This window comes from Streptomyces sp. NPDC051664, assembly GCF_044453545.1.
Classification (GTDB): Bacteria; Actinomycetota; Actinomycetes; order Streptomycetales; family Streptomycetaceae; genus Streptomyces.
The window spans coordinates 137,762-161,186 of record NZ_JBITCU010000012.1 but is presented as its reverse complement, the minus strand read 5'-3'; the positions used below and the strand labels follow the sequence as shown (position 1 = coordinate 161,186).

26 protein-coding genes, 1 tRNA gene and 1 riboswitch are annotated in these 23,425 nt (G+C 68.3%); of the genes, 18 read left to right on the top strand and 9 right to left on the bottom strand.

Features of this window, described 5'->3' with window-relative positions:
* The first annotated feature begins 27 nt into the window (after window positions 1-27).
* Window positions 28-684 (top strand): TetR/AcrR family transcriptional regulator, encoded by a 657-nt coding sequence (locus ACIA8E_RS23195; RefSeq protein ID WP_399301200.1) that lies wholly within the window; start codon window positions 28-30, stop codon window positions 682-684.
* A gap of 1,407 nt (window positions 685-2,091) precedes the next feature.
* Window positions 2,092-2,226, top strand: a riboswitch (cobalamin riboswitch).
* Window positions 2,227-2,956: 730 nt separating this feature from the next.
* On the opposite strand, the gene ACIA8E_RS23190 is transcribed toward ACIA8E_RS23195, so the two are convergent.
* Entirely contained in the window at window positions 2,957-3,178 is a 222-nt protein-coding gene (locus ACIA8E_RS23190) for a hypothetical protein (protein ID WP_399301198.1), read from the bottom strand.
* A 550-nt stretch (window positions 3,179-3,728) separates the two neighbouring features.
* On the opposite strand from ACIA8E_RS23190, the gene ACIA8E_RS23185 reads away from it, so the two are divergent.
* Window positions 3,729-3,872, top strand: a complete 144-nt coding sequence (locus ACIA8E_RS23185; protein ID WP_399301196.1) for a hypothetical protein — start codon at window positions 3,729-3,731, stop codon at window positions 3,870-3,872.
* A gap of 304 nt (window positions 3,873-4,176) precedes the next feature.
* Here ACIA8E_RS23185 and ACIA8E_RS23180 read toward each other — a convergent pair whose 3' ends face one another.
* A complete protein-coding gene (locus ACIA8E_RS23180) occupies window positions 4,177-4,986 on the bottom strand; it encodes a class I SAM-dependent methyltransferase (RefSeq protein ID WP_399301194.1) in 810 nt (269 codons plus the stop codon).
* A gap of 56 nt (window positions 4,987-5,042) precedes the next feature.
* On the opposite strand from ACIA8E_RS23180, the gene ACIA8E_RS23175 reads away from it, so the two are divergent.
* From ACIA8E_RS23175 to ACIA8E_RS23160, 4 genes are all read left to right on the top strand, one after another.
* Complete coding sequence (locus ACIA8E_RS23175) at window positions 5,043-5,759, top strand: GntR family transcriptional regulator (RefSeq protein ID WP_399301192.1); 717 nt, start codon at window positions 5,043-5,045, stop codon at window positions 5,757-5,759.
* A 603-nt stretch (window positions 5,760-6,362) separates the two neighbouring features.
* The gene (locus tag ACIA8E_RS23170; protein ID WP_330480352.1) at window positions 6,363-6,620 is read left to right on the top strand and encodes a DUF6284 family protein; all 258 of its coding nucleotides are present in this window, start codon (window positions 6,363-6,365) and stop codon (window positions 6,618-6,620) included.
* The gene (locus ACIA8E_RS23165) at window positions 6,620-7,459 is read left to right on the top strand and encodes a DUF2637 domain-containing protein (RefSeq protein WP_399301189.1); all 840 of its coding nucleotides are present in this window, start codon (window positions 6,620-6,622) and stop codon (window positions 7,457-7,459) included. Before ACIA8E_RS23170 ends, ACIA8E_RS23165 begins: the two co-directional genes overlap by 1 nt.
* Window positions 7,459-7,797: an RRQRL motif-containing zinc-binding protein gene (locus ACIA8E_RS23160; protein WP_399301187.1), complete on the top strand. Its 339-nt coding sequence runs from the start codon at window positions 7,459-7,461 to the stop codon at window positions 7,795-7,797. Before ACIA8E_RS23165 ends, ACIA8E_RS23160 begins: the two co-directional genes overlap by 1 nt.
* A 4-nt stretch (window positions 7,798-7,801) precedes the next feature.
* On the opposite strand, the gene ACIA8E_RS23155 is transcribed toward ACIA8E_RS23160, so the two are convergent.
* Complete coding sequence (locus ACIA8E_RS23155; protein WP_399301185.1) at window positions 7,802-7,963, bottom strand: hypothetical protein; 162 nt, start codon at window positions 7,961-7,963, stop codon at window positions 7,802-7,804.
* 36 nt (window positions 7,964-7,999) lie between these two features.
* Between ACIA8E_RS23155 and ACIA8E_RS23150 the strand changes: the two genes are divergently transcribed.
* Window positions 8,000-8,368 (top strand): DUF6251 family protein, encoded by a 369-nt coding sequence (locus ACIA8E_RS23150; RefSeq protein ID WP_399301183.1) that lies wholly within the window; start codon window positions 8,000-8,002, stop codon window positions 8,366-8,368.
* A gap of 11 nt (window positions 8,369-8,379) precedes the next feature.
* Here the strand turns inward: ACIA8E_RS23150 and ACIA8E_RS23145 are convergent, their stop codons facing one another.
* Window positions 8,380-8,598, bottom strand: coding sequence for a hypothetical protein (locus ACIA8E_RS23145; protein ID WP_399301181.1), 219 nt, complete (start codon window positions 8,596-8,598; stop codon window positions 8,380-8,382).
* Between the two features lie 446 nt (window positions 8,599-9,044).
* On the opposite strand from ACIA8E_RS23145, the gene ACIA8E_RS23140 reads away from it, so the two are divergent.
* From ACIA8E_RS23140 to xerC, 7 genes are all read left to right on the top strand, one after another.
* Window positions 9,045-10,931 carry an FtsK/SpoIIIE domain-containing protein gene (locus ACIA8E_RS23140; RefSeq protein WP_399301179.1) on the top strand — a complete coding sequence of 629 codons (1,887 nt, stop codon included), beginning with the start codon at window positions 9,045-9,047 and terminating at the stop codon, window positions 10,929-10,931.
* Between the two features lie 16 nt (window positions 10,932-10,947).
* Window positions 10,948-11,121, top strand: a complete 174-nt coding sequence (locus ACIA8E_RS23135) for a hypothetical protein (protein ID WP_399301177.1) — start codon at window positions 10,948-10,950, stop codon at window positions 11,119-11,121.
* Between the two features lie 83 nt (window positions 11,122-11,204).
* Window positions 11,205-12,110, top strand: a complete 906-nt coding sequence (locus ACIA8E_RS23130; protein ID WP_399301175.1) for a bifunctional DNA primase/polymerase — start codon at window positions 11,205-11,207, stop codon at window positions 12,108-12,110.
* Window positions 12,107-12,463, top strand: coding sequence for a hypothetical protein (locus ACIA8E_RS23125; RefSeq protein ID WP_399301173.1), 357 nt, complete (start codon window positions 12,107-12,109; stop codon window positions 12,461-12,463). Before ACIA8E_RS23130 ends, ACIA8E_RS23125 begins: the two co-directional genes overlap by 4 nt.
* On the top strand, window positions 12,460-13,668 hold the full coding sequence (locus ACIA8E_RS23120) for a DUF3631 domain-containing protein (RefSeq protein WP_399301171.1): 1,209 nt from the start codon (window positions 12,460-12,462) through the stop codon (window positions 13,666-13,668). Before ACIA8E_RS23125 ends, ACIA8E_RS23120 begins: the two co-directional genes overlap by 4 nt.
* 192 nt (window positions 13,669-13,860) lie before the next feature.
* Entirely contained in the window at window positions 13,861-14,070 is a 210-nt protein-coding gene (locus ACIA8E_RS23115) for a helix-turn-helix domain-containing protein (protein WP_399301169.1), read from the top strand.
* Window positions 14,071-14,116: 46 nt separating this feature from the next.
* Window positions 14,117-15,313 (top strand): tyrosine recombinase XerC, encoded by a 1,197-nt coding sequence (xerC, locus tag ACIA8E_RS23110; RefSeq protein WP_399301167.1) that lies wholly within the window; start codon window positions 14,117-14,119, stop codon window positions 15,311-15,313.
* Window positions 15,314-15,406: 93 nt separating this feature from the next.
* Here the strand turns inward: xerC and ACIA8E_RS23105 are convergent.
* Window positions 15,407-15,480: transfer RNA gene (locus ACIA8E_RS23105), tRNA-Pro, on the bottom strand.
* 110 nt (window positions 15,481-15,590) lie between these two features.
* Window positions 15,591-16,529: a metallophosphoesterase gene (locus tag ACIA8E_RS23100; RefSeq protein WP_399301165.1), complete on the bottom strand. Its 939-nt coding sequence runs from the start codon at window positions 16,527-16,529 to the stop codon at window positions 15,591-15,593.
* A gap of 79 nt (window positions 16,530-16,608) precedes the next feature.
* Between ACIA8E_RS23100 and ACIA8E_RS23095 the strand changes: the two genes are divergently transcribed.
* A complete protein-coding gene (locus tag ACIA8E_RS23095; RefSeq protein ID WP_399301163.1) occupies window positions 16,609-17,073 on the top strand; it encodes a GatB/YqeY domain-containing protein in 465 nt (154 codons plus the stop codon).
* Between the two features lie 97 nt (window positions 17,074-17,170).
* Here the strand turns inward: ACIA8E_RS23095 and ACIA8E_RS23090 are convergent, their stop codons facing one another.
* Window positions 17,171-19,423, bottom strand: a complete 2,253-nt coding sequence (locus ACIA8E_RS23090; RefSeq protein WP_399301161.1) for a transglycosylase domain-containing protein — start codon at window positions 19,421-19,423, stop codon at window positions 17,171-17,173.
* 397 nt (window positions 19,424-19,820) lie between these two features.
* On the opposite strand from ACIA8E_RS23090, the gene ACIA8E_RS23085 reads away from it, so the two are divergent.
* The gene (locus ACIA8E_RS23085) at window positions 19,821-20,171 is read left to right on the top strand and encodes a WhiB family transcriptional regulator (protein WP_030925100.1); all 351 of its coding nucleotides are present in this window, start codon (window positions 19,821-19,823) and stop codon (window positions 20,169-20,171) included.
* Window positions 20,172-20,201: 30 nt separating this feature from the next.
* Here ACIA8E_RS23085 and ACIA8E_RS23080 read toward each other — a convergent pair whose 3' ends face one another.
* Both ACIA8E_RS23080 and ACIA8E_RS23075 read right to left on the bottom strand, forming a co-directional pair.
* A complete protein-coding gene (locus ACIA8E_RS23080) occupies window positions 20,202-21,587 on the bottom strand; it encodes an ArsA family ATPase (protein WP_399301158.1) in 1,386 nt (461 codons plus the stop codon).
* Window positions 21,584-22,570 (bottom strand): ArsA family ATPase, encoded by a 987-nt coding sequence (locus ACIA8E_RS23075; protein WP_399301156.1) that lies wholly within the window; start codon window positions 22,568-22,570, stop codon window positions 21,584-21,586. Before ACIA8E_RS23075 ends, ACIA8E_RS23080 begins: the two co-directional genes overlap by 4 nt.
* 71 nt (window positions 22,571-22,641) lie before the next feature.
* On the opposite strand from ACIA8E_RS23075, the gene ACIA8E_RS23070 reads away from it, so the two are divergent.
* Complete coding sequence (locus ACIA8E_RS23070) at window positions 22,642-22,800, top strand: DUF4177 domain-containing protein (RefSeq protein WP_003967454.1); 159 nt, start codon at window positions 22,642-22,644, stop codon at window positions 22,798-22,800.
* Window positions 22,800-23,270, top strand: a complete 471-nt coding sequence (locus ACIA8E_RS23065; protein WP_030972189.1) for a RidA family protein — start codon at window positions 22,800-22,802, stop codon at window positions 23,268-23,270. Before ACIA8E_RS23070 ends, ACIA8E_RS23065 begins: the two co-directional genes overlap by 1 nt.
* Window positions 23,271-23,425: the final 155 nt, after the last annotated feature.

Below are 23,425 nucleotides of genomic sequence, written 5' to 3'. Positions count from 1 at the left end.
CCGGTTGAGGTCAAGGGCGTACCCTTCATGGTCATGAGCGGAGAGAAGACCGGAACCGGGCCGGCCGCGCAGGCGCCGATCAGTCTGCGTGAGCGGAAGAAGCAGCTGACGTACCAGGCGGTCTCCGATGCCGCGATCGCCATGTTCCTGGAGCGGGGCTTCGACAAGGTCTCGGTGGCGGAGGTGGCGGCCGCAGCCGACATCTCCAAGCCGACGCTGTTCCGGTACTTCCCGGCCAAGGAGGACCTGGCGCTGCACCGGTTCGCCGACCACGAGGACGAGGCGGCCCGGGTGGTCGCGGCCTGCGGGCAGGACGAATCGCCGCTGGACGCACTGCGCCGCCACTTCCTGGACGGCCTGGAGCGCCGCGACCCGGTGACCGGGCTCTGCGATCACCCGCAGGTGCTGGCGTTCCACCGGATGCTGTACGGGACACCGTCGCTGGTGGCCCGCATGTACGGATACCAGGGCCGCTCGGAGGCGGCGCTCGCCCGCGCGCTGGGCGACGGCGTACCGGACCGGCTGGCGGCGGGGCAGATCATCGCCGTACAGCGGATCCTGGCGTTGGAGAACTGGCGGCGCATCGACGCGGGGGAGAGTGCGGACAAGGTGTACGAGGACGCGGTGCGGGCGGCCGAACTGGGCTTCGTACAACTGCGGTCGGGGCTGGAGAAGGAACAGTAGGACGGACGGCCGCGCGGCTCGGGCAGGGCCGCCGTCCCCGGGGTGCAGCACCACTTCGGAGATCTCCCGCATTCCTTCTGGGGTCCGCCGGGCCGGTCGAACCGGAATCGCTCGCCCGGCTCGGTCGAGCAGCGACTCCCCGAGGCGCGATCCGTTCGCGAGGCCGTAGTCGTCGGAGCCGAAGACCTTGGAACCGGAGCCGGTGAGGCCGGACGAGGCGCCCAGCAGGGTCCACAGGGCCCCGTTGCGACCGTTCTCGAGGGGTGCAGGGACGGCCAGATCTGCCTTGCCGTTGTGGTTGTGGTCGGCGAGCCGGACCTGGCCGCCGAAGAGGCCGTCGGTCTCGGGGCTGCCCGGCACGCCGGTGGTGCCCTGGGAGATGCGCACGACCCCGGACATCGGTCCCGTTCCGGCGTGACCTCGTCCGACCCTCGATGATTGCGCCCCGGACAAGGAAGAGGCCCATTCGCGATCAAGCGAATGGGCCTCTGACCTGCTGTTTCAGCTGTCGGGGTGGCGGGATTTGAACCCACGACCTCTTCGTCCCGAACGCAATTACGGACTCAAGTGACCTTGTGCGCCTGCTGTTGTGCCAGGGTTGGCGCGCAAGGCTCTGTCCGTAGTCGTCCATGGGAGTACGAGGAAAGCTGCTGTCTTTGGCCCCCCGTTTGGCCCCCTGAGCCGGCCAGGGCCAGGCGGGCTACATCGGTCGCCTCGCCGCGATCTTCTGATCCGCAGCTCTAGCCACATCGGCCGGTGACGGTCAGACCGGCCGGTTCACGGGCTCACCGGGCGGCAGGCGGGCAGGTGCGGTTGCCCTGGTTACGGTACGCCGCTGCTGTACCAAGAGCAGCCACCACAGATGCCAGAGCAGGGGCGTTCGCGTAGGCGTCAGCGATCTGTGCGACCGAGGGCGAGAGCACCAGCACAATGACAATTACTCCAACGACCCATGGCTTCGGCATGGGGTTTGACAGAGCCCCGGGGTCAAGGGTGACACTCATGAGAGCCTCCAATGGCTTGGGCCCCTGATCGCACGCACCGCCAAGTACTCGCGATCGGGGGCGTTTTCTTGCCTCCGGACCGTAGCAAGACCTTGGCAACTGGAACGTGCGTTCGCGGCGCTAACGGCGACTCTCGGCTGTCAACGTTTGGAAACAGCTACGTTGAGTTACGAAAAGACGGGTATTCGGCTCTAGTTGCCTCTACTTTTTTCGAGAAAGGTAGAGGTAGCGCGCGGTCGACTTACCGACCGTGAGTTTTGAAGATGTCTGAAAAGCAACCCCAGCAAAGGCCTGAGCGCGCCCGCTGGCTCTTCATGCCCTCACGCCCTCGCGGGCTGGGGCGCACTGTGCTCGCCCAGGGCGGGCGCGCCTCGTGACCGTTCCGGTCACGACGAAGTCGGCGGCGAAGCCGCCTCGCGCGGGCTATGCTGTGCCCTGGAAGCAGGGAAATCCGGTGTGAATCCGGAACTGTCCCGCAACGGTGTCGTCGTCTTCGGACGGCCAAGTCCGAGGACCTGCCCGCCAGAACGTCTTGGGTGATATGCCCGAGCCTCTTCTGGGTGGGCTTCGGGACACCACACGAAGCCTGACTCGATTTGAGTCGGGCTTTCTTGCTGTCTAGGACCGGGCCACTCCCACGAAGGGGCGAGGCCCGTGCATCGGCAGGGGCCAAGCGCGCCCGTCTGCTAGACGGGCCCTGAGTCAGGAGGCCCTGCCTTGACTGTCCAGATCGGCTCGCTGCCGGCGTTGCTCCTCATCGTCGGAACTCTCATTGGCGTCGGAGTCTTCAAGTACACCTCGTGGTCTCTTAGTGGTGTCCGAACTCGCGGTGACCTGGTGGGGGCGATCAGCTCGGCGGTGTGTGTGGCCACCGCTCTCGGTGTCCTACTGACTCCCGGCCACAACGAAACCCCGGCTGCCCCAACTACCCCGTCGCCGACCGGGAGCCCCGTTGTTTCGTCTCCCGGGGATCTAGTCGTGCCGTGATGATCTCCGGTATGGGCCCCCTTCGGTTCACGATCGAATCGGGGAGAAGGACGAAGGGATCCCCTTCGGGGACCCTGAGCACGATGCGCCGCCGTCTCGGGACCGGCCCGACTACTTCTCCGACGGTCCCGGCCGGGGGCGAGGAGCCCCGGCTCCTGGCCGCCGAACGGATTGAACAGGGTGCATTCCTGGAGCATCGTGGCGCCGAGCGGCTGCTCGCGCGAAGAGGCCGGCGCTCGCTCGGGGCGGGAGCCGCGGGGACTTGAGTCTTCGCGGCGTGTCTACGCGGCGACCCACTCGTGTGGCCGGCCGCCGCGCCACTCCACCCATGCAGGGTCATCGAGAAGGAGACCCGGGTCATTAAGCCCGGCCCGGCGCAGGAACTCGATGACGTCGACGTCGCTGTACGCGATGCCGAGGATGTGGGTCTCGCCCCCGCTGCGGACGGATACGCGGCGGCCGCCGTCGACACTGATCTGCTGGACGATGACGGGCACGCTCATGCCTCCACGATGCCCCCGGGCCCGTGACGGTGCCACCGCCCACCAGGTGCGAGGGCCGCCTGCCTGCTACGGAAGCCCTTGCGCTCCAGTGCCTTCAGAGGATGGGGCGCGACCGATGGCGCGGTAGTTACTTCGAAAGGTTGCGCCAAACACACGTTCGGGTGGAGAGCCGCAGATCCGGGCGCCTACTGCGGCGGGCGGGCCCTGCGGTATTTGAGTCACGCAGCTGCTGCCGCCGCTCCTCGTGCCGAGTTCCCCGAGGTCTGGGCGTGGAGGGGTGCTGACCAGCGGTATCTGATGGGCCATATCTGCGAAAGCGCGTCAAGGCAAGCACCCTGGACGCGCGACACGCGCTAGGGCCGAATGCGCGACCAAACCCCAGATCTAGTGGTTGGATTGTTCCAGCCACCCAGAAGTTGTGGTCCCTGGTCGATCGAGGCCGTGGCCATCGCCTATGCTGGTGCCTGCTTCTAACGGTCCCTCACATACTTCGCCTCGCTGAGGTGAAGGCCCTGAATCCCAGGGCCCATGGGATCAGTTGGAGGCAGCGATGACGAACGGCAGCAAGCGCAACAACGCACGTCGAGAGAGACGCCTGTCCATGGGTCAGGCAATCTTCGATGGGCTGGTTGCGGTTTCCGCGATCGTGAAGTTCATCGAGTGGGTGGTCGGCATCCTGCAGTACTGGATGTGACTGTGTTCCCGGACGTATTACGGCATGTGCTCATGACTGAGCCCGGCCGAGTCATGGACGGCCGGGCTCGATAGTCAGACCACCTGGCGAAGGGTCGGCGCTGGTTGCACCCGGTGTCGGCCCTTCGTGGTCTTCCGCCTCTCTCGGAGAGGCGGGCCGTGTCCACCAACGTGGACACGGCCCCACTTTAACGCACTGGCTAGTGTGTGGCTGCAGTCGCGCGGCGGCGAGTTGTTAGCTGCTAGGTGCTTCGTCAACGGTGGGTTCAGCCGCTAGCCGGGGTGCTAGTACGTCGAGGGTGGCTTTAATCGCGTGCTCGCCCCACGGCCAGTAGATGCGAACTGGCAGCGAGCAATTCGGGGTACGGCTCGGCCATGCGTGCCGCCTCCATGGCCGAAGCAATCAGCTCATCCGTGGGCCCCTCGCCCGGCTGTTGCTCGGCTGCCTTCACGAGCGACCACGCGGGGCCCTCGATCCCAAAAACCTGCACGTCAGTCAGTCCGGACGCCACCATCTCTGAAGCCAATTCCTCAGCCCTGTGGAAGTAGGACAGGGTGAACCCTCGCACCCCGTCGTAGACGGCTGTCTCAAGGATCTTGGAGACGGAGTCGCGGATTCGCTCTTTGTGGAGGTGGGCGTATGTCACGTGCTCAAAGAGCGAGGCGTACCGGTTGATCGCAGCCGCTGCGACCAGCCCGCCCGGCCTCACCACGCGGTGGGCCTCCGCCAGCGCGGTATGCCGGTCCTCGGCGTCGGGCAGGTGATACAGCGGCCCGAGGAGCTGCACAACGTCGAAGCTGTCGTCTGGCTCGCTCAGGTCGCGGGCGTCTCCCACGGCCGCCGAGCACACGGCCGACGCGCTTTCGACATGGCGCGGCACCGGGTCCACCAGTGTCACGTCGTAGCCGTCCTTCACCAGCCATTCGGCATGAATCCCGGTCCCCCCGCCCACGTCGAGCACGCGGGCCGGCGCAGGGGGCAGAAACCGTCGGAGAAGCTCTTGAGTCCTGGCCAGCTCCATCCGTCCGTCTGCCGAGCTGCGCAGGCGGCTGTCCTCGTTCACTGTCTCGCCATAGAACCGCATCACGGAGGGAGCCAATTCGAGATTCGACATACTCGCAGTATCGTGTGTACCGGTGGACCAGTCCAGTGTGCGAGGTAGAGGAAGCCATGGCTGTTCTGAAGTACGAGGAGATCGCTGAGTCGCTTCGGGCCCGCATCGCCGCAGGTGAATTCGCTCCTGGCGAGACCATCCCGTCCGGCCGCGACCTGGCCGAACAGTGGGACGTGTCGCGGGCGACCGCCATTAAGGCGGTGGACGTGCTGCGCAACGACGGTGTCGTGGTGGCTAAGCAGGGGACTGGGTTCGTCGTCACGGAGACACCCGTGGCGCGCCCCGCCGGCGCTCGCCGGGCCGGGTCCGCGCGCATCTTGGGGGGGATGCCGTTCCTCCGGATCGGTACTCCCGACTGGGCCGCGCCTCCCACGCGCGTCGCCAACGCTCTTGGGCTCGCGTCGGGAGTCCAGGCGCTCCGCCGTGTCCGCGTCCTCCAGCTCCCAGACGGAAGCCCGAATAGCTGCGTGGAAGCGTGGTTCCCGCCCGAGATCGGAGAGGCGGCCCCCCGCCTCTCCGACACCGCTCCCATTGCCGAGGGGACGACTCGCTACGTCCGTCGACAGACCGGACGGTTCCCGGTCGAAGGAGTAGATGTCACCACCGTGCGCCTGGCCACCAACGTAGAGGCGGAGCGGTTGGGGGTCGCGGAGGGGAGCGCGGTTGCGGTTCTCCTGCACACGGCGCATGACCAAGCAGGGCGCCCGCTGGTCTGCGAAGAGGGCGTCACGCCTGCCTCCCTCTTCGAGCAGGTGGATACCTACGCGATGTAGAAAAGCACCCAAATCGGAGCTGGACCGGTCTGCCGGTCCAGCTTTTTTGATGCTTCGTCACGACACTTGACCTGCGACAACGAATCAGGCTACTCGGGAACTCGAATTTCATCGCTTGACTGGACCGGTCCACCGGTCCAGTCTCTTGGTGTGGCCATCGCCCGATCCGGAACTTTCGGAGTGGGCCGATCGCGTCACGCCTACAACTCCACAGCGTGATCCACCGCAGCACGACGGCCGTGACCGTTCCGGCCGAGGCGAGTGGAGACCAGCCGATCGAGACCGGGCCCGGTGTCACAACCGGGCCCCACCCCTCCGTGTGGGGGACACGCCATCGGCTCTAAAGAACCGCTACGGCACACCGACTGCGACGACCTCCGGGATCTCGGACCTCCCCGGAGCGAACAGCGCCGTGCGAATCGGAGATCCGAAGTACCAGCGCTCACGATGCCCGGCACTCGGGCCCGCCTCTTCGGCGGGCTGCGGTGTCGGGTCGCCGTGGTCGCTCGTAGCCACGAACGACCCGCAGACGGCACGCGGCCCCGGTGGGCAAACACCGGGGCCACTTTCGAGCCGTACCACCTGCTAGGGAGAAAACGACTCATGAAGCACATCGCTGCACTTCAGGACCTTGTTACGGCGGCCTCGCTCGATGGTGAGCCGTCGGATGCCGAGCTGGACGCGATCGAGCTGGAGATGCCCGTCATTCGGGCGGAAGTCGAGCTGCTGGACGCGCAGATCATGACCCTGGACCGCGAGGCGAACGAGCTGGACGAGCGACGTATCCGGCGGGCCCGCCGCCGGGTGCTCGCCGCCCGCCGGGAGCTGACGAACCGCGCCGGCTCCGGGGCGGTGGCGTGATGAACCGGACCGGCAAAACGCTGCTCGTCCTCGCCCTGGTGGCCGTGGTCGGCATGGCCTTCCGGGTTTCCTGGAACGCGCTGCGCGACGTCGCCACCGCGGTTGGCGCTGACGAGACCGCCGCGACGCTCTACCCGTTCGTGGTCGACGGCCTTATGGCGCTCGCACTGATCGCCACCCTGGTGCTCGTCGGCAAGGACAAGACGTTCGCGCTGCGGGTACTGGCCGCCTACACGCTGGCCTCGCTCGTCCTGAACTACGTCCACGGGCTCGTCCCCGAGCTGCACGGCGGATCGGTCGACTGGGGTCGACTGGCCGACTGGGACCCCGCGAACTGGACGCTGGTGCTGCTCGCCACGTCACTGCCGGTCGGGTCGATCTACTTCGGCTCCGATCTGGTCGCGAAGGTGCTGCACCACCGACCGATCGAGACCACCCCGATCAGCGAATGGGTCGATACATCAACAAATCGGTCTACTGCTGACCTGGAAGAGTCGACCCCCACCCCCATCGCGGCGGCCGAGACTCCCGCCGCGCTTCCCGCGTCCGTCTCCGTCGATCTGACCGAGCCGGCCCCGGTGCGGTCGGTTGCGGCCGAGTCGACCCGACCGCGCGGGGCGACCGGCCGTGTGCCGGACGCCGCTCGATCGGCCCGACCGGTCCGGACCGCTGATGAACTGCTCGACGAGGCCCGATCGGCTACTGCCGACTGGACGGTCGGCGACCTGACCGCCGAGGGCATCCGCAAGGCGGTCCGTACCTCTCCCGCGAAGGCTCGTGTGCTGCGCGAGACCCTGCGGGCGGAGCGTGCGGCCGGACCGGTTGAGGCGTCGGCCTGATGGCTTCGCTTCCCCACTACCGGTGGCGCTTTGCTCCGGATGGTCTGGCGACCCGCCGTCAGCTCCGTGCGATGGGTTTGCGGCCGGGCGGGCAGGACGTCGCCGCCGAAATGAAGCGCCCGCGTCGTCGGCGCGGGCCGCTGGTCGCCTACCTGTACCGCATCGACCTGGCCAAGCCCGTCCGGCCCATGACCCCTGGCCGCCGGGCCGCTCTCGACGCGGCCATGACCGCGCGCCGTACCTGCCCCAACTGCCGCACCGACGCCGGGTACTGCATCCCGCCCACGCTCGGCATGTGCGGCACCTGCATCAGCCACGAGGAACAGCGCTTTTACTGAGCGGCTACAGGTTGTCCAGCACCTGCGCGACGAGGTACGTGACGCCGTATTTCGCGTGGTGCCAGCGGTTGCAGTACCGCTTCGGCCGCCACCAGCTGCGCTGCTTGATTGGCCGTTTGCACCACTTGCACGGCTTCAGTCGCAGCTTGACGTCCAGTCCCCCCACGCCGCGACCTTAGCGGCCCTCCGTAAGGGAAGCACCATGGATTCGCTGCCCATCCACGCCCGCGTCGTCCAGCTCCCGGACGGCACCTACACCTACACCAACCAGCCGGTCATGCCCGCACAGCAGGCCGCGCCACAGATCGTTCACCAGCACATCCACCAGGCCCCGCCGGACCGCACGGTCCAGCGCATCGCGCTCGGCTCCGGCGTCGGCGCCGGGGCGGTCGCGGCCGGCGTCTACTTCGGCCCGCTCCTCGTCGGCGTCCTCACCGCCATCGCCGCGAACCTCGCGATGCTCGCCTTCCTCGCCGCGGTCATGGCCTGGGGCGTGGTGAGCGTCGTGAAGTCGGTGGGCGGCTCGGACGGCAAGGCCGCCGCCAAGAGGCTGGGACGCAAGGGGCGTTGACCCCCGTCCTCTCAGGACCGGGCCAGACCAACCGCGAGCTCTACCAGCAAGGCGACTGCGAGAAAACCAAAGGTGGCCCTGACGGTCGCAGGTGTCAGGAACCGGCTGACGCCCACGGTATTCGCCATGAAGTGATGGAGACGCCATGCAACGTCGCGGTAGTTGAGCGCCACCACCAAAGAGGCAGTCCCAAAGATCAGGCGCCATCCAAGCTCCGCCCACACACTCATCAGCCCTCCCCCCACAGGCAACCGACGCCAAGTATGCAGAGTCCAGGCTGCATCAGTCCTCCCGAACTTCGAGCTCGGGCGGCCCGGCTTCCCTTGACGAAAGCCATGGGGCACGCCCCACGCGGAACGGGCGGAAGCCGTAGGCGGCCCGCAGGGTGTCCGACCCCCCTTGCGTGTGGGTCGAGACCCCGCAGGCCGTGAACGGCCGCTCGCGGCGTCACAGGGACGCTGCGTGACGGCAGTTTCCGCCCCTCTACGCGCGCGTGCGCGTAGGGGCCCCCTCCCGGAACGGCGCAACTCCGCAACTTCGCAGGTCACAGGCGGTTGCGGGGGTTCAACCGGCGTTGTCGACGCAACCGGCAGCACCAACTACCGCAATTCGGGCGGGCCGGTGACGCCACGCAACGGCGCACCGGCCCTCATCCACGTGTCTTGGAGGACTCTTCGTGGACTGGAAGCAAGCATGGTCGACCACCGCCACTACAACCAACACAGCGTTGGACGCGCTCGCGCCGACGTGCGTGCCGTTCGCCGCCCGCTGGGACCGCGAAGCGGAGCGACGCACGCAGTTGCGGACCCCGGAGAACCTCAAGGCGCTCATGGCGGCGCAGCGGGAGCACAACTCCGCCCGCTCCACTGCCGCGATGGCTCGCAATCAGCGCAGCGCGGCCCGCAAGGCGTCCAACAACCCGCTGTCCGCGACCCGTCGGGCCGCGCGCACGGCGGACAAGGCCGCGCGGCAGCATCACAGTCAGGCGCGGTCCGTGCTGAAGGCGGCGCGGAAGAACTACCCGGCCACTCTCGCGGCCCGCGCGGTGCATGCGCACGCCGCGCACATGGTGCCGGGCGCACTGGCCTCGTGGCTGATGTCGGAGGCTGGGCACGCGCTCACGCTGTGGCCGGCGTCCGTGTCGGCCGGGCTGATCGGGTTGAACGTCGCGGGGCTGTGGCTGGGGCGGCGTCAGCCGTCGGTGCGGCTCGATGACGGCATGAGCGCGGAGGAGCGGCGCCTGGCCTCGAGGCTGGACCCGTCGTTCTGGGTGCAGAACGCCGACGCCCGCGGCTTGTCCGGCACCGTGCCCACCCCGGCGAAGCTCACCCCGGCCGGGCTGGTCTCGCACGTGCGCCTCGATGGTCGGTGGACGCCGAAGACTTTCCGGGCGAAGGCGGACGAGATCCGGGCGTTGCTCGGGGCGCGGACCGATCTGCGCATGGAGATCACTTCGGGCAGTCACGGCGACCGGGCCACGATCACGCTGCGGACCCGCAGCGCGGCCGACGGCATCGACCTGAACGGCTGGACGCCCGGGGCACCGTGGGGCATCGACACCATCACCGGCGAGCCGGTCATGGTCCCGCTCGGCCGCCGCATGTTGATCGCGGGCACGTCGGGTTCGGGCAAGAGCTGGTCGACCCGCGCCCTCCTCGCCGAGGGGTCGGAGCCCGTGGACCACCGCCTGATCGTCATCGACCCCAAGCGAGTGGAGGCCCTGAACTGGGAGCACCGCGCCCGCACGGCCATCAGCCCGGAAGACGTCCTGGAGGTGACCGACGAACTGGTCGCGGAGATGCACGAGCGACTGGAACTGATCCCGCGCGGTCAGGACGTCATCCAAATCAGCGCAGAGCGGCCCCGACTCACGGTGTTCGTGGACGAGGGTGCCGAGGTCATCTCGATGGCCCGCAAGACGCGGGTCAAGGGCACCAAGGACGAACCCGGCGACCCCGACTGGTCACGGATCATGGAGAACCTTTCGACGCTCGCCCGGATGGCCCGGGCCGCTGAGATCATCCTGATCTGGGCCACGCAGAAGCCGACCATGGACGCCAAGGGCGGCATCGACCCGCAGATCAGCGCGCAGATCACCTACCGGGCCGCGCTCGCGCTCAGCACGTCCGCAGAGTCCCGCGTCGTGTTCGGAGAGGACGCGACCGAACGCGGCTGGCACGCCCACGAGCTGCCGATGCCCGGAGTCGCGATGCTGCGCTCCGGACCGAGGGCCAAGCCCCACCCGATCATGACCCGGGCCTTCTCCCCGGCCGACGTGATCGCCCTGCCAGCACGCCCCACCTGGCAGCGCGGAACAGCCAAGCCGGCCGCAAGCCCGCTGCACCTGGTCAAGGAGCCGGCTGCACCGGTGTCCGCCGGCACGGAGACGAACCGAGACCGGGTCCTGCAGGCCGTGCACGACGGGGCTCGCACCCTGCGGGACATCACCGACCGGACCGGAATCAACAAGGGCACCGTCTCCCGCGAGATCAAGGCCCTCACGTCCACAGGAGCCCTCCGCAAGACCGACGACGGTGGGCTCACCGCCGACGAGGCCGCCTGACCCAAGGAGGTCAGTCATGCCGCTGCTCGACTGGCGCGACGCCCGGCACTTCGACGCGTCCCGCGACCTTCCCTGCGCGCTCTGCGGCAGGCCCACGCCGATGCGCTCCCACGACCGCGAACCGGTCCACAAGGTGTGCGCCGAGGACTGTTGCGACCAGAACCCCCACTCCAACCGCTTCCACAACTGACCGAGGGCGGCCCTCATCTCACGCCAATGATTTGGGGCCGCCCTCGTCTGCCAGTGCTTCTCACAGAACTGGAGACATCCAGCATGACCCATGACCCCAACACCGTGCTGCTCGATGCAGCGTTACAAGCCGCTGAGTGCGGTTGGTACGTCCACCCGCTGCGGCCCGGCGGCAAAGCCCCCGCACTACACGGAGAGGACCACTGCAACGGCACCGGGGCCTGTGCGGCTGGTCATCAGAAGTGGGAGCAGCGCGCCACCCTGGACGCTGACCGCATCCGTGGTGCGTGGGCGGTCCGGCCGTTCAACGTCGGTCTCGCGCCGGGCCCGTCGGGGCTGGTCGTCGTGGACCTCGACATGCCCAAGCCTGAAGACGATGCGGACACACCTAGCGGTGTGGATTCCTTCAAGGCGCTCTGCGAGCGCGCCGGGCAGGCCGTCCCCATCACCTACCGGGTGCGGACTCCGAGCGGTGGAATGCACCTGTACTTCACCACTCCACCCGGCATCCAGCTCCCCAGCAGCAAGGGCAAGTTGGCCAAGCGGATCGACACCCGGGCATGGGGCGGCAACGTCGTCGCCCCCGGCAGCACCGTCAACGGCCAGGCATACGAGGTCACCGACCCCGCCCCCGCAGCCGAACTCCCCGCCTGGCTGCTGGCCGCTCTCACCCCAGCCCCGCAGCCCGCACAGCCGGTACGCATCCACGTGCCCCGGTGCGGCAACCGGGCCGCCGAAGTCGCCCTGGAACGCGAGACCGTGGCTGTTGCCACCGCACCGGAGGGCGACCGCAACGAGCAGCTGCTCAGGAGCGCCCGCGCCGTGGGCCGGTTCGTCGCATGGGGCGACCTCCCCCGGCACGAGGTGGAGCAGGCTTTTCAGGTCGCGGGTGAGTCGGCCGGACTGTCGGCTGCCGAGTGCCGCTCCACCGTGCGCAGCGCCCTCAACTGGTCCATGCGGACCTGCCGGCCGAGGGAGACCGCCGCATGAGCCCCCAGCAACGCCGGGACCTGAAAAGCCTTCCTGCCACCCCTCCCGGCCCCGGCATCGCCGAACCGGCCCCGTCCACGTCCGGCAGTAGCGCGCTGAAGGTCGTCGGCCGTCAGGCCGTCCCCATTGCTGTTCTCCCTGAACCGCGCACGCCCACCCCGACCGGCTTCCGCCCCGGGCTTTATCTCCGAGGACTGGAGCGGGGCGGGTTCCCGATCGCCGACTGGCTATGTGCCTGTGGCCACCACGAGCGCGCCCGCGGCCGCAAGGCCGTCACCGAACTGACCACCCGCGTACGCGTCGGACAGTGCCCGCACGACGCCCCCGACCACGCCAGGAGGAACGCCGCATGACTGCCCCCGCACAGACCACGGCACCCATCGACGGGGCCGCGCTGCTCGGCGAAGTGGAGCAGTTCCACCGCCGGTTCAACGTGTTCCCCCGCGAGGCCGCCTACGTGGCCGTCGCGTTGTGGGACGCGCACGCCCACCTCCTGGACGCGTTCGACTCCACCCCCCGCCTCGCGTTCCTCTCCCCGGAACCGGGCTCGGGCAAGTCCCGTGCGCTGGAGGTGGTGGAGACTCTCGTGCCGCGTCCGATGCTGGCGGTGAACGCGCGGGCCGCCGCGCTCTTCCGGTCTGTTTCCGACCCGGCCGGACGGCCCACGATCCTGTTCGACGAGATCGATACCGTCTTCGGCCCCAAGGCCGGGGACAACGAGGAGCTCCGCGGGTTCCTGAATGCCGGTCACCGCCGCTCCGGGGTCACCTACCGGTGCATCGGGGACGGAGGGAATCAGACGGTTGTGGAGTTCCCCTCCTACACCGCTGTGTCCGTCGCCGGGCTCGGCTACCTGCCGGACACGATCACCACTCGGTCCGTCATCATCCGCATGCGGCGACGTGCGAGGAACGAGAAAGCCGAGCCGTTCCGGGCCCGACTGCACGAGGCCGAGGGCCACAAGTTGCGGGACCGGCTTGCTCAGTGGGCCGACCAGGTCCGCGACGACATCGCGGGCAGGTGGCCCGAGATGCCCGACGGTGTCACCGACCGGCCCGCCGATGTGTGGGAGCCCCTGCTGTCCGTCGCGGACGCGGCGGGCGGTGACTGGCCCGAGCGCGCCCGCACGGCGTGCATGGAGTTGGTCAACGCGGCCAGGGCCGACGATAAGGGCAGTCTCGGCATCCGCCTGCTCACCGACCTACGGGACCACGTCATGGCGGGCATCGACCGCATGCCGACCGTCGCCATCCTGGACCGGCTGTGCGCGCTGGACGAAGCCCCATGGGCGGACATGAGCGGCCGGCCGCTCGACTCCCGGAGCCTGGCAAAGATGCTCGGCGAGTACATGACCACCGACAACACCCCCCTCAAGGCACGCAACATCAAGTCCGCTGGGACCGTCCTCAAGGGCTACTACGCCGCCGATCTCCACGACGCGTGGCAGCGGTACTGCCCCCCACCCCCCTCAGGAGCCGCTACCTCCGCTACCTCCGCTACCTCGCAGGTCAGCGGCCCGGAAACGGTAGCGGCAACCCTCTTCCCGTCCGCTACCTAAGCGCTACCCGCTACCGGTCCCGTGCCCGCAAGAGTCGGGGCCGGTAGCGGATTCATCCGCTACCGCTACCCCTATCCGCTACCTCGATCATGCCCCTGACCAGGGCGGTAGCGGAGGTAGCGGAGGTAGCGGACCTGACAGGAAGGGGCCCCAGGCCCCGCTCGGACGCACGCTGAAGGAGAGAACGCCTCCATGGCCACGGCACCGACCGCATCTACTCCGCAACGCCGACTCCACCGCGTGGAAACCGCCGCCGAAATGCTCGGGGTCAAGCGCTCCACCGCCTACGAAGAGATCCGCCGAGGGCGCCTCCGCACTGTGCAGGTGGGCCGCCGCCGCCTGGTCCCGACGGAATACGTCGAGGAGTACATCGAACTCCTCAAGAGCGAATCCGCCGCCTGAATCTCAGCCCTTCCCGAGGCCGCGCCACGTTGGCGCGGCCTCACCCATGAAAGGAAGAACCGGAGTGACGACGAATCCGAAGCCCGCTCGTAGGGCGGGGCACGGTGAAGACACGATCTATTGGGATGGGGCGAAGAACCGGTTCGTGGGTGCCGTCTCGCTCGGATATGCGCCTGACGGCAAACGCCTGCGGCCCAAGGTGTACGGCAAGACCAAGACCGAGGTACGCGGCAAGATCCGAGAGCTGAAGAAGGAAGTCGAGGCCGGTGCGCGCACGCCCGCGAACTACACGGTCGCCAATGCCGTGAACGACTGGCTTGAGCGGGGGCTGAAGGGTCGCGACGAGCAGACTGTAGGTAAGAACCGCACGCTCGCGACCAAGCATCTGATCCCGTTCGTAGGCCGAGCGAAGCTGAAAGATCTCAGTGCCGACGATGTGGACGACTGGCTGACGGGACGGGCCGAAGAGCTGGCTACCAGAACGCTTCGGGATGTCCTCGCCGTCCTGCGCCGGTCGATCGAGCACGCGCAGCGACGGGACAAGGCGGTGCGGAACGTAGCCGCACTCGTCACCGTGCCAGAGGGGCGGCCGGGGCGACCGAGCAAGGCGCTGAACCTGGAGCAAGCCAAAGCGGTTCTCGTGGCCGCACGAGGCTCGCGGCTGTATGCCTACCTCGTGCTCTCGCTCCTGAGTGGGGTCCGCACGGAGGAAGCTCGCCCACTCACGTGGGACCACGTCTATCTCGCGACGGAGAACGGGGTCCCGCCGCACGTCGCGGTGTGGCGATCTGTTCGACGGCACGGGGAGACCAAGACCCGGAAGAGCCGGCGGACGATTGCCCTGCCGAAGCAGGTTGTGGAAGTCCTCGAAGAGCACCTGCGCTGGCAGAAGCAGGAGCGGGCATCCCATGGGATCGAGTGGAGCCCCGCGGGGCGCGTCTTCACCACCAGAAGTGGCGAGCCTCTCGACGCCGCCAACGTGCGCCGCGACTTCCGGGCCATCGTGGTGAAGGCAGGCCTTGAGCCAGAGTGGACGCCTCGGGAGCTCCGGCACAGCTTCGTGTCGCTGCTCTCCGATCACGGCATTCCGCTGGAACGGATCGCGATGCTGGTGGGACACAGCAGCCAGGCAACGACAGAGGCCGTCTACCGCAAACAGCTCCGCCCCGTGATCACGCAGGGGGCTGAGGCGATGGATGAGATCTTCGAGTTCGGGGCCACGCGCTCCGACAGCGAGGCTTGATCAAAAGCCTTTGGCCCCCGGTTTGGCCCCCCAGGCATGACAGAGGGCACGTACTGAAATCAGTACGTGCCCTCTGTCATGCTGTTTCAGCTGTCGGGGTGGCGGGATTTGAACCCACGACCTCTTCGTCCCGAACGAAGCGCGCTGCCAAGCTGCGCTACACCCCGATCGCCGCCGGTGTCCTGGCGACATCGATTACTTTAGCCCACCCACGCCCGGAGACGAAATCCGGTTTCTGCCCCGGCACGCGCCACGTCCCGGGAGGCGGCGCGTGCCGTCAGTCGCGGGGTGTCAACGTCAGCAGGGTCGCCTCGGGCGGGCAGGCGAAGCGGACCGGGGTGTAGCGGTTGGTGCCGCAGCCTGCCGAGACGTGGAGGTAGGCGCGCCGGTCGCCGACCGTGTGGCTGGAGAGGCCCTTGACCCGGTCCGTGTCCAGGTCGCAGTTGGTGACCAGGGCCCCGTAGAAGGGGATGCAGAGCTGGCCGCCGTGCGTGTGGCCCGCCAGGATCAGGGGGTAGCCATCGGCGGTGAAGGCGTCGAGGGAGCGCAGGTACGGGGCGTGCACCACGCCGATCGAGAGGTCGGCGCCCGTCTCCGGGCCGCCCGCGACCTCCGCGTACCTGTCCCGCTTGATGTGCGGGTCGTCGAGGCCGGTGAAGGCGATCTCCAGGCCGTCGACCTTGAGGCGGCCGCGGGTGTTGCTCAGCCCCAGCCAGCCGGCCTCGTCGAACGCGTCGCGCATCGGCTCCCAAGGGTTGTGCACGACGCCGACCGCCGGGGCATTCCCGTTCAGACCGTGCTTTCCCCGGGTCTTCTCGAGGAGGTATAGGGCCGGGTTGCGGAGCTTGGGGCCGTAGTAGTCGTTGGAGCCGAAGACGTACGCACCCGGGAACTCCATCAGCGGACCGAGTGCGTCCAGCAGCTCCGGCACGGCCTTCGGGTCGGAGAGGTTGTCGCCGGTGTTCACGACGAAGTCGGGGCGCAGGCCGGCCAGCGAGTGCAGCCAGCCGCGCTTCTTGCGCTGGCCGCTCACCATGTGGATGTCGGAGACCTGCAGTACGCGCAACGGACGTGCCCCGTGCGGGAGTACGGGGATCGTGACGCGGCGGAGCCGGAACGACCGGGCCTCGAAACCTGCCGCGTAGACGAGACCGGCGGCGCCGACCGCTGCGCCGACTGCCGTGACTTTCAGGGGTACTCCGTAGCGTGCGCGCATGCGCCCATCGTCGCAGACACCGTGCGGTCCGCGGAAAACCGGCGGGCGTTCCGCACTCCGCACCTGCCACAATCAGCACATGACCACGCTCAAGTCCAAGCTCAAGGAAGACCTCACGACGGCCATGAAGGCGCGTGACGAGCTGACCTCGTCCACGCTCCGGCTGACCCTCACCGCGATCACGAAGGAGGAGGTCAGCGGCAAGACGGCGCGCGAGCTCTCCGACGACGAGGTGCAGAAGGTGATCGCCAGGGAGGCGAAGAAGCGCCGCGAGGCGGCCGAGGCCTTCACCCAGGGCGGCCGGACGGAGCAGGCCGAGCGGGAGCGGGCGGAGGGTGAGCTGCTCGACGCCTATCTGCCGAAGCAGCTGAGCGACGACGAGCTGGGTGCGATCGTGGCGGCGGCAGTCGACGAGGCGAAGGCCGCCGGCGCCGAGGGGCCGCGGGCCATGGGCGCCGTCATGAAGATTGTGAACCCGAAGGTCGCGGGGCTTGCCGACGGCGGACGGGTGGCGGCCGCGGTGAAGAAGCTCCTCGCGGGCTGAGGCTGCAGTTCCGTACCTGCGTGAAGGCGGGGTGGACCGGATGTTCCGGTCCACCCCGCCTTCTGTCTTCTGCGTGGACGGGTGTTGCGTCCAGAGGTCAGGGGCCGGTCTGGCCGCCGTTGGTCTGGCCGCGGGGGGTCCCGTCGTTTCCGCCGATCGTGCCCGGCGTGATGGTGATGCCGGGGAACGGGGTGGTGTTGCCGGGCTTGTTCTTGCCGTCGTCGAAGTTGTCGTGCCGGTCCCTGCCCCGGCCCCTGCCTTCGTCGTCGCCCTCGTCCCTCGGGGGGTCCGGGATGTCGACAGTGGTGAAGGGCGGTGCGGGCTGGCCGTTGAGGGCGTTCGTCATGGCGTCGCGCCAGATCGGTCCGGGGACCTCGCCGCCGTACACCTTGTCCCGGTACACGCCACCGATGGTGATCTGCTCCATCTCGACGCTCTGGGACGGGCTGCCGACCCAGACCGCACCGGACATGTTCGGCGTGTAGCCGACGAACCAGGCGTTCTTACGGGCGTCGGTCGTACCCGTCTTGCCCGCGTTGTCGCGGCTCTCGAGGCCGGCCTCACGGCCCGTACCGGAGTCGACCACGCCGCGCAGCAGGGTGTTGACGGTGTCGGCCGTCGTCTGCGACATCGCCTGCGTGCAGGTGGTCTTCGGTACGGGGAGGGACTCGCCGTTCGCCGTCTTCACCGACTCGATGGCGATCGGCGTGCAGTATGTGCCGCGGTTGGCGAACGCGGCGTATGCGCTGGCCATCGTCAGCGGCGAGAGACCGTTGGAGCCGAGGGTCAGCGTGGACGGGTTCTGCGGCAGCTTGGTGCCGTCGCCCTGCACCACACCCAGCTTGTCGGTCATGTTCGAGACCGGGCACATGCCGATGTCCTGCAGCATCTGGACGAAGTAGGTGTTGACCGACATCTCCATCGCTTCCTTCAGCGCGTACGGTCCCTCCTCCGACTCACTCTCGTTCTCCAGGTGATACCTCGGCACGCTGTCGTTGACCCACGGCTTTCCGCAGGTCCGGACCGTGTCCGGGTAGTCCATCTCGTACGGCGCCGGGTACATCTGCGTCGCCGGAGTGCCACCCTCTATGGCCGCGGCGGCGAGGAACGGCTTGAACGTCGATCCGGTCGGGAAGCCGTAGTTCGAGCCGCCCATGTCCTTGTTGACCGAGTAGTTGTACTGGGTCTCGTTCTGCCCGAGGCCGTACGGCTTGGACTGGCCCATGCCCATGATCTTGCCGGTGCCCGGCTGGACCAGTGTCACGGCGGTGGCGACCTTGTCCGTCTTGTAGACGTGACTCTTGATCGAGTCCTGCACACCCTGCTGCGCCTGCGGGTCGAGCGTGGTGCGGACCGTGAGGCCGCCCCGGTTCCAGATCTTGGCGCGGTCCTCCTTGGTCTTGCCGAAGGCCGGGTCGGTGAGGAAGACCTGGCGCACGTAGTCACAGAAGAAACCGGCCCCGCTGACGGCGGTGATGCAGCCGTTCTTCGGCTTGCTGACCTTCAGCTTGATCGGCGTCGACTGCGCCTTCTCCGCCGTGGCCCGCGAGATGTCCCCGACATCCGCCATGCGCTGGAGCACGGTGTTGCGGCGCTTGGTCGCCTCCTCCGTGTCATTGACCGGGTCGTAGCGGCTCGGCGACTGCACGAGGCCGGCCAGCAGCGCGGCCTCCTCCAGCTTCAGGTCCTTCGCCGACTTGGAGAAGTACCGGTGGGAGGCGGCCTCGATGCCGTACGCCTGCTGTCCGAAGAAGGTGATGTTGAGGTAGTTCTCCAGGATCTTGTTCTTGCCGAGCTCTTCCTCGACCTGGATCGCGTACTTCAGCTCCTGGACCTTGCGGCCGATCGTCTGCTGGGTGGCCTGCGCGACCTTGTCCGGGTCGTCGCCCGCCTCCTCGACGAAGACGTTCTTCACGTACTGCTGGGTGAGGGTCGACGCGCCCTGCGTGGTCCCGCCCGACTGCACGTTGCGGTTCATCGCGCGCAGGATGCCCTTGAGGTCGACTGCCCCGTGCTGGTAGAAGCGCGCGTCCTCGATCGCGACGATCGCCTTCTGCATGTACGGGGAGATGTCCTTCAGCGGGACGACGGTGCGGTCGCGCGAGTAGACCGTGGCGATCGCGCCGCCCTTGCTGTCCAGGATCGTGGTGCGCTGGCTCAGCGGCGGCGTCTTGAGATTGGCCGGGATCTCGTCGAATCCCTCGACCGTCCCCTTGGCGGCGAGCCCCAGTGCCCCGGCGGCCGGCAGCGCGATGCCCGCGAGCACGACTCCGGAGAGTGCGGCGACACCGAGAAACTTGGCGGCCTGCTGGGTCGCGGTGAGACCCCCGCCCGAGCGGTTCTTTGGCATGGGGGCAGCCTACGTTCTCATTCGCCGGACACGCGTATATGCATTGGCCTAAGCTGCTCACAACTGTCACAGCAGTCCCGTTCCGTATCAACCCCCGTGCATGACCCGGCGTTGGTCCGTTCGCGACCCGAGGCGCTCCCGAATTCGCCTGGTGTGTCATCGGACGTCCGTTGTGAGCCAGGCAAACTGTCCCGATTTTAGGGGGATAGTGACGGATGTCGCCACCTCACTCCCCTGGGTGATCTGCCGCGTACGCATAGTCCGTTCGGGCCATTCAAGATTGGGCCCGAAGGGGGTGTTGCGCTGTCACCACTTTCCGTAACGTCCTCAACTGGCAGCGGTGAATATGCCGCTACCGCCGTGGGGGAGCCTCGATTCGGGAGAGGACGGCGCCGTGATGGGCTGGGTAACCGACTGGAGTGCGCAGGCAGCCTGCCGCACTACCGATCCGGATGAACTGTTCGTACAAGGGGCAGCGCAGAACAGGGCCAAGGCGGTGTGCACCGGATGCCCGGTGCGGACCGAATGCCTGGCCGATGCGCTGGACAATCGCGTCGAGTTCGGCGTGTGGGGCGGAATGACCGAGCGGGAGCGTCGCGCATTGTTGCGCAGACGGCCCACCGTCACGTCCTGGCGCCGGCTGCTGGAGACCGCTCGCAGTGAGTACGAGCGGTCCACAGGCATCCTGCCGGTGGCCATCGGTCTGGATGACGACGAACTGCACGAGACGTACGCCGCCGTGGGGTAGTCGGCGAGGGCGACTAGGCCTTTCAGGTGGTCACGCAGCTCCGGCCGGAGCAGAACCGGTCGCGAGCCGATCACCGATGGCTCGCAGCCCTGCGAGGTCATGGACATCACCGGGCAGTGCGGCGACTTCGGTCACGGCGACCTCGGGGTGCAGTGCGGTGAAGCGGTCGCGGGTGCGCTGCTCGCGTGCGACGACCTGCATGCGTTCAGCATGGAGTCGCAGCAGACCTGCGGTCAGCTGCTCCACGGAGACGGCTTCAGCCTCGGGCTCGGGTTCGGACGGGGGTTCGTGCTCAGGGGCTTGGGGGTGCGCGGAACGGGCGGGGGAGGGCGGCGACTCGGGATCTTCGGGAGAGGTGACTACCGAGCCGGCCGGGTCACGAAGTCCAGCCTTCCCGGCCGTCTGATCCACAATGCCGATGTCATCAAGATTTTCTGCGGCCGCCAGGGCGCGCTCGGCGGAGAGCCGGGCGGCGTCGCTGCCATGGACCCGGTTGAGGACCAGACCGGCCAGCGGCATCTCCTCCGCGGCCAGCCGTTCCACGAAGTACGCGGCCTCGCGCAGCGCATCGCGCTCCGGTGTCGCGACGACGAGGAACGCCGTGCCGGGGGCCTGTAGCAGTTTGTACGTGGCATCGGCCCGGGTCCGGAAGCCGCCGAACATGGTGTCCATCGCTGCGACGAACGTCTGTACGTCACGCAGGAACTGACCGCCCAGCAGCTTGCCGAGGGTCCCGGTCATCATCGACATGCCGACGTTGAGGAACTTCATCCCGGCCCGGCCGCCCATCTTCGCCGGAGCCATCAGCAGCTTGATGAACTTCCCGTCCAGGAACGAGCCGAGACGTTTCGGCGCGTCCAGGAAGTCCAGTGCGGAACGCGACGGCGGAGTGTCGACGATGATCAGGTCCCACTCGTTGCGCGCCCTCAGCTGCCCGAGCTTCTCCATCGCCATGTACTCCTGCGTGCCCGCGAAACCGGCCGACAGGGACTGGTAGAAGGGGTTCTCCAGGATCGCGCGGGCCCGCTCGCCGTCCGAGTGCGCCTCGACGATCTCGTCGAAGGTCCGCTTCATGTCGAGCATCATGGCGTGCAGTTCCCCGGCGCCCTCGCCGTCGATGCCCGGCACCCGGCGGGGGATGTTGTCCAGCGAGTCGATGCCCATGGACTGCGCGAGCCTTCGGGCCGGGTCGATGGTGAGGACGACGACCTTCCGGCCGCGCTCGGCCGCCCGTACGCCGAGCGCCGCCGCGGTCGTGGTCTTGCCGACTCCGCCCGAACCGCAGCACACGATGATCCGGATGTCCTGGTCGTCGAGCAGCGCGTCGGCGTCCAGGGCGGGGGCGGCCGGAACGGGCGCGGCGGCCGTACCGGTGTCCGTGCCCTTCGCGGCACCCGTCTTCGTACTCGCTGTCATGAACCCACCCCTTGCCCCGCCCCTTCGCCCATGCCCTGTTTGCGGAGTTCGACCGCCAGGTCGTACAGCCCGGGCAGATCCACGCCCTCGCCGATCAGCGGGAGTTCGTTCGTCGGCAGATCGAGACCTGCGAGCACCGCACGTTGCTCGCGCTCCAGCTCCACCCGCTGGGCATGCTCGGCGGCCTGCGCGACCAGCGGCCTCACGAGCGACGCGGAACCGGTCACACCGGCCCGGGTGAGTGTCTTCGCGATCTCCCTGCGGCGGCCGCCCGACGCGGTACGCAGTGCGTCCTCGTCCAGCAGATGCGGTCGCACCATGTTCACGATGACTCTGCCCACCGGCAGTTCGGCCGCCCGCAGCTCCGCGATGCCGTCCGCGGTCTCCTGGACCGGCATCTCCTCCAGCAGCGTCACCAGATGGACCGCCGTCTCGGGAGACTTCAGCACCCGCATCACAGCCTGCGCCTGGTTGTGTATCGGACCGATCCGGGCCAGCCCCGCCACCTCGTCGTTCACGTTGAGGAAGCGCGTGATGCGGCCGGTCGGCGGCGCGTCCATGATCACGTAGTCGTAGCTGTACCGGCCCTGCTTGTCCTTGCGTCGTACGGCTTCGCAGGCCTTGCCGGTCAGCAGCACATCCCGCACACCGGGCGCGATGGTGGTGGCGAAGTCGATCGCGCCGAGCTTCTTGAGCGCCCGCCCCGCGCTGCCGAGTTTGTAGAACATCTGTAGGTAGTCGAGGAGCGCGCGCTCCGCGTCGATCGCGAGGGCGTACACCTCCCCGCCGCCCGGCGCGACGGCGATCTTGCGCTCCTCGTACGGAAGGGACTCCGCCTCGAAGAGCTGGGCGATGCCCTGCCTGCCCTCGACCTCGACGAGGAGGGTGCGCCTGCCCTCGGTCGCGAGGGCGAGCGCGAGTGCGGCGGCGACCGTGGTCTTACCGGTACCACCCTTGCCGCTGACGACCTGGAACCTGCTCACGTATTCGAGCCTAACCAGTCGAGCCGTGGGCTACGCACGAGGTCGTGCGTGCCAGGCATTACAGTCGGCCTATGACCAAGTGGGAATACGCGACCGTGCCCCTTCTCGTGCACGCGACCAAGCAGATTCTGGACACCTGGGGCGAGGACGGCTGGGAGCTGGTCCAGGTCGTTCCCGGCCCGAACAACCCCGAGCAGCTCGTGGCGTACCTGAAGCGGGAGAAGGCGTAGTGGCGAGTGCAGTCGAGGCGAAGCTCGCCGAACTCGGACTGACTCTGCCGGACGTCGTACCGCCGCTCGCCTCGTACCAGCCGGCCGTCCAGTCCGGGGTGTACGTGTACACATCGGGCCAGCTGCCCATGGTGGACGGCAAGCTTTCGGTCACCGGCAAGGTCGGTGCGGAGGTCACGCCGGACGAGGCCAAGGAGCTGGCGAAGACCTGTGCGCTCAACGCGCTGGCCGCCGTGAAGTCGGTCGCCGGCGACCTGGACCGGATCAAGCGGGTCGTGAAGGTCGTGGGCTTCGTCGCCTCGGCCACCGACTTCACCGGGCAGCCCGCCGTGATCAACGGTGCGAGTGAGTTGCTGGGCGCGGTGCTCGGCGACAAGGGCGTGCACGCGCGCAGCGCGGTGGGCGTCGCGGTGCTGCCGCTGGACGCACCGGTCGAGGTCGAGGTCCAGGTCGAGCTGACCGGGGCCTGAGCCGCCACAGCGTGGGACGAGCGTTTCCGTGATCCCGCCCGGTCGATGCGACCGGGCGGGATCGTGCGTATGGGCCGGATCGTGGGCGGTGTGCGTACGGGGCAGGGGTGTGCCGGGCCGGAACGCGGGCCTGCCCGGGGGGATCGCGGGATGCG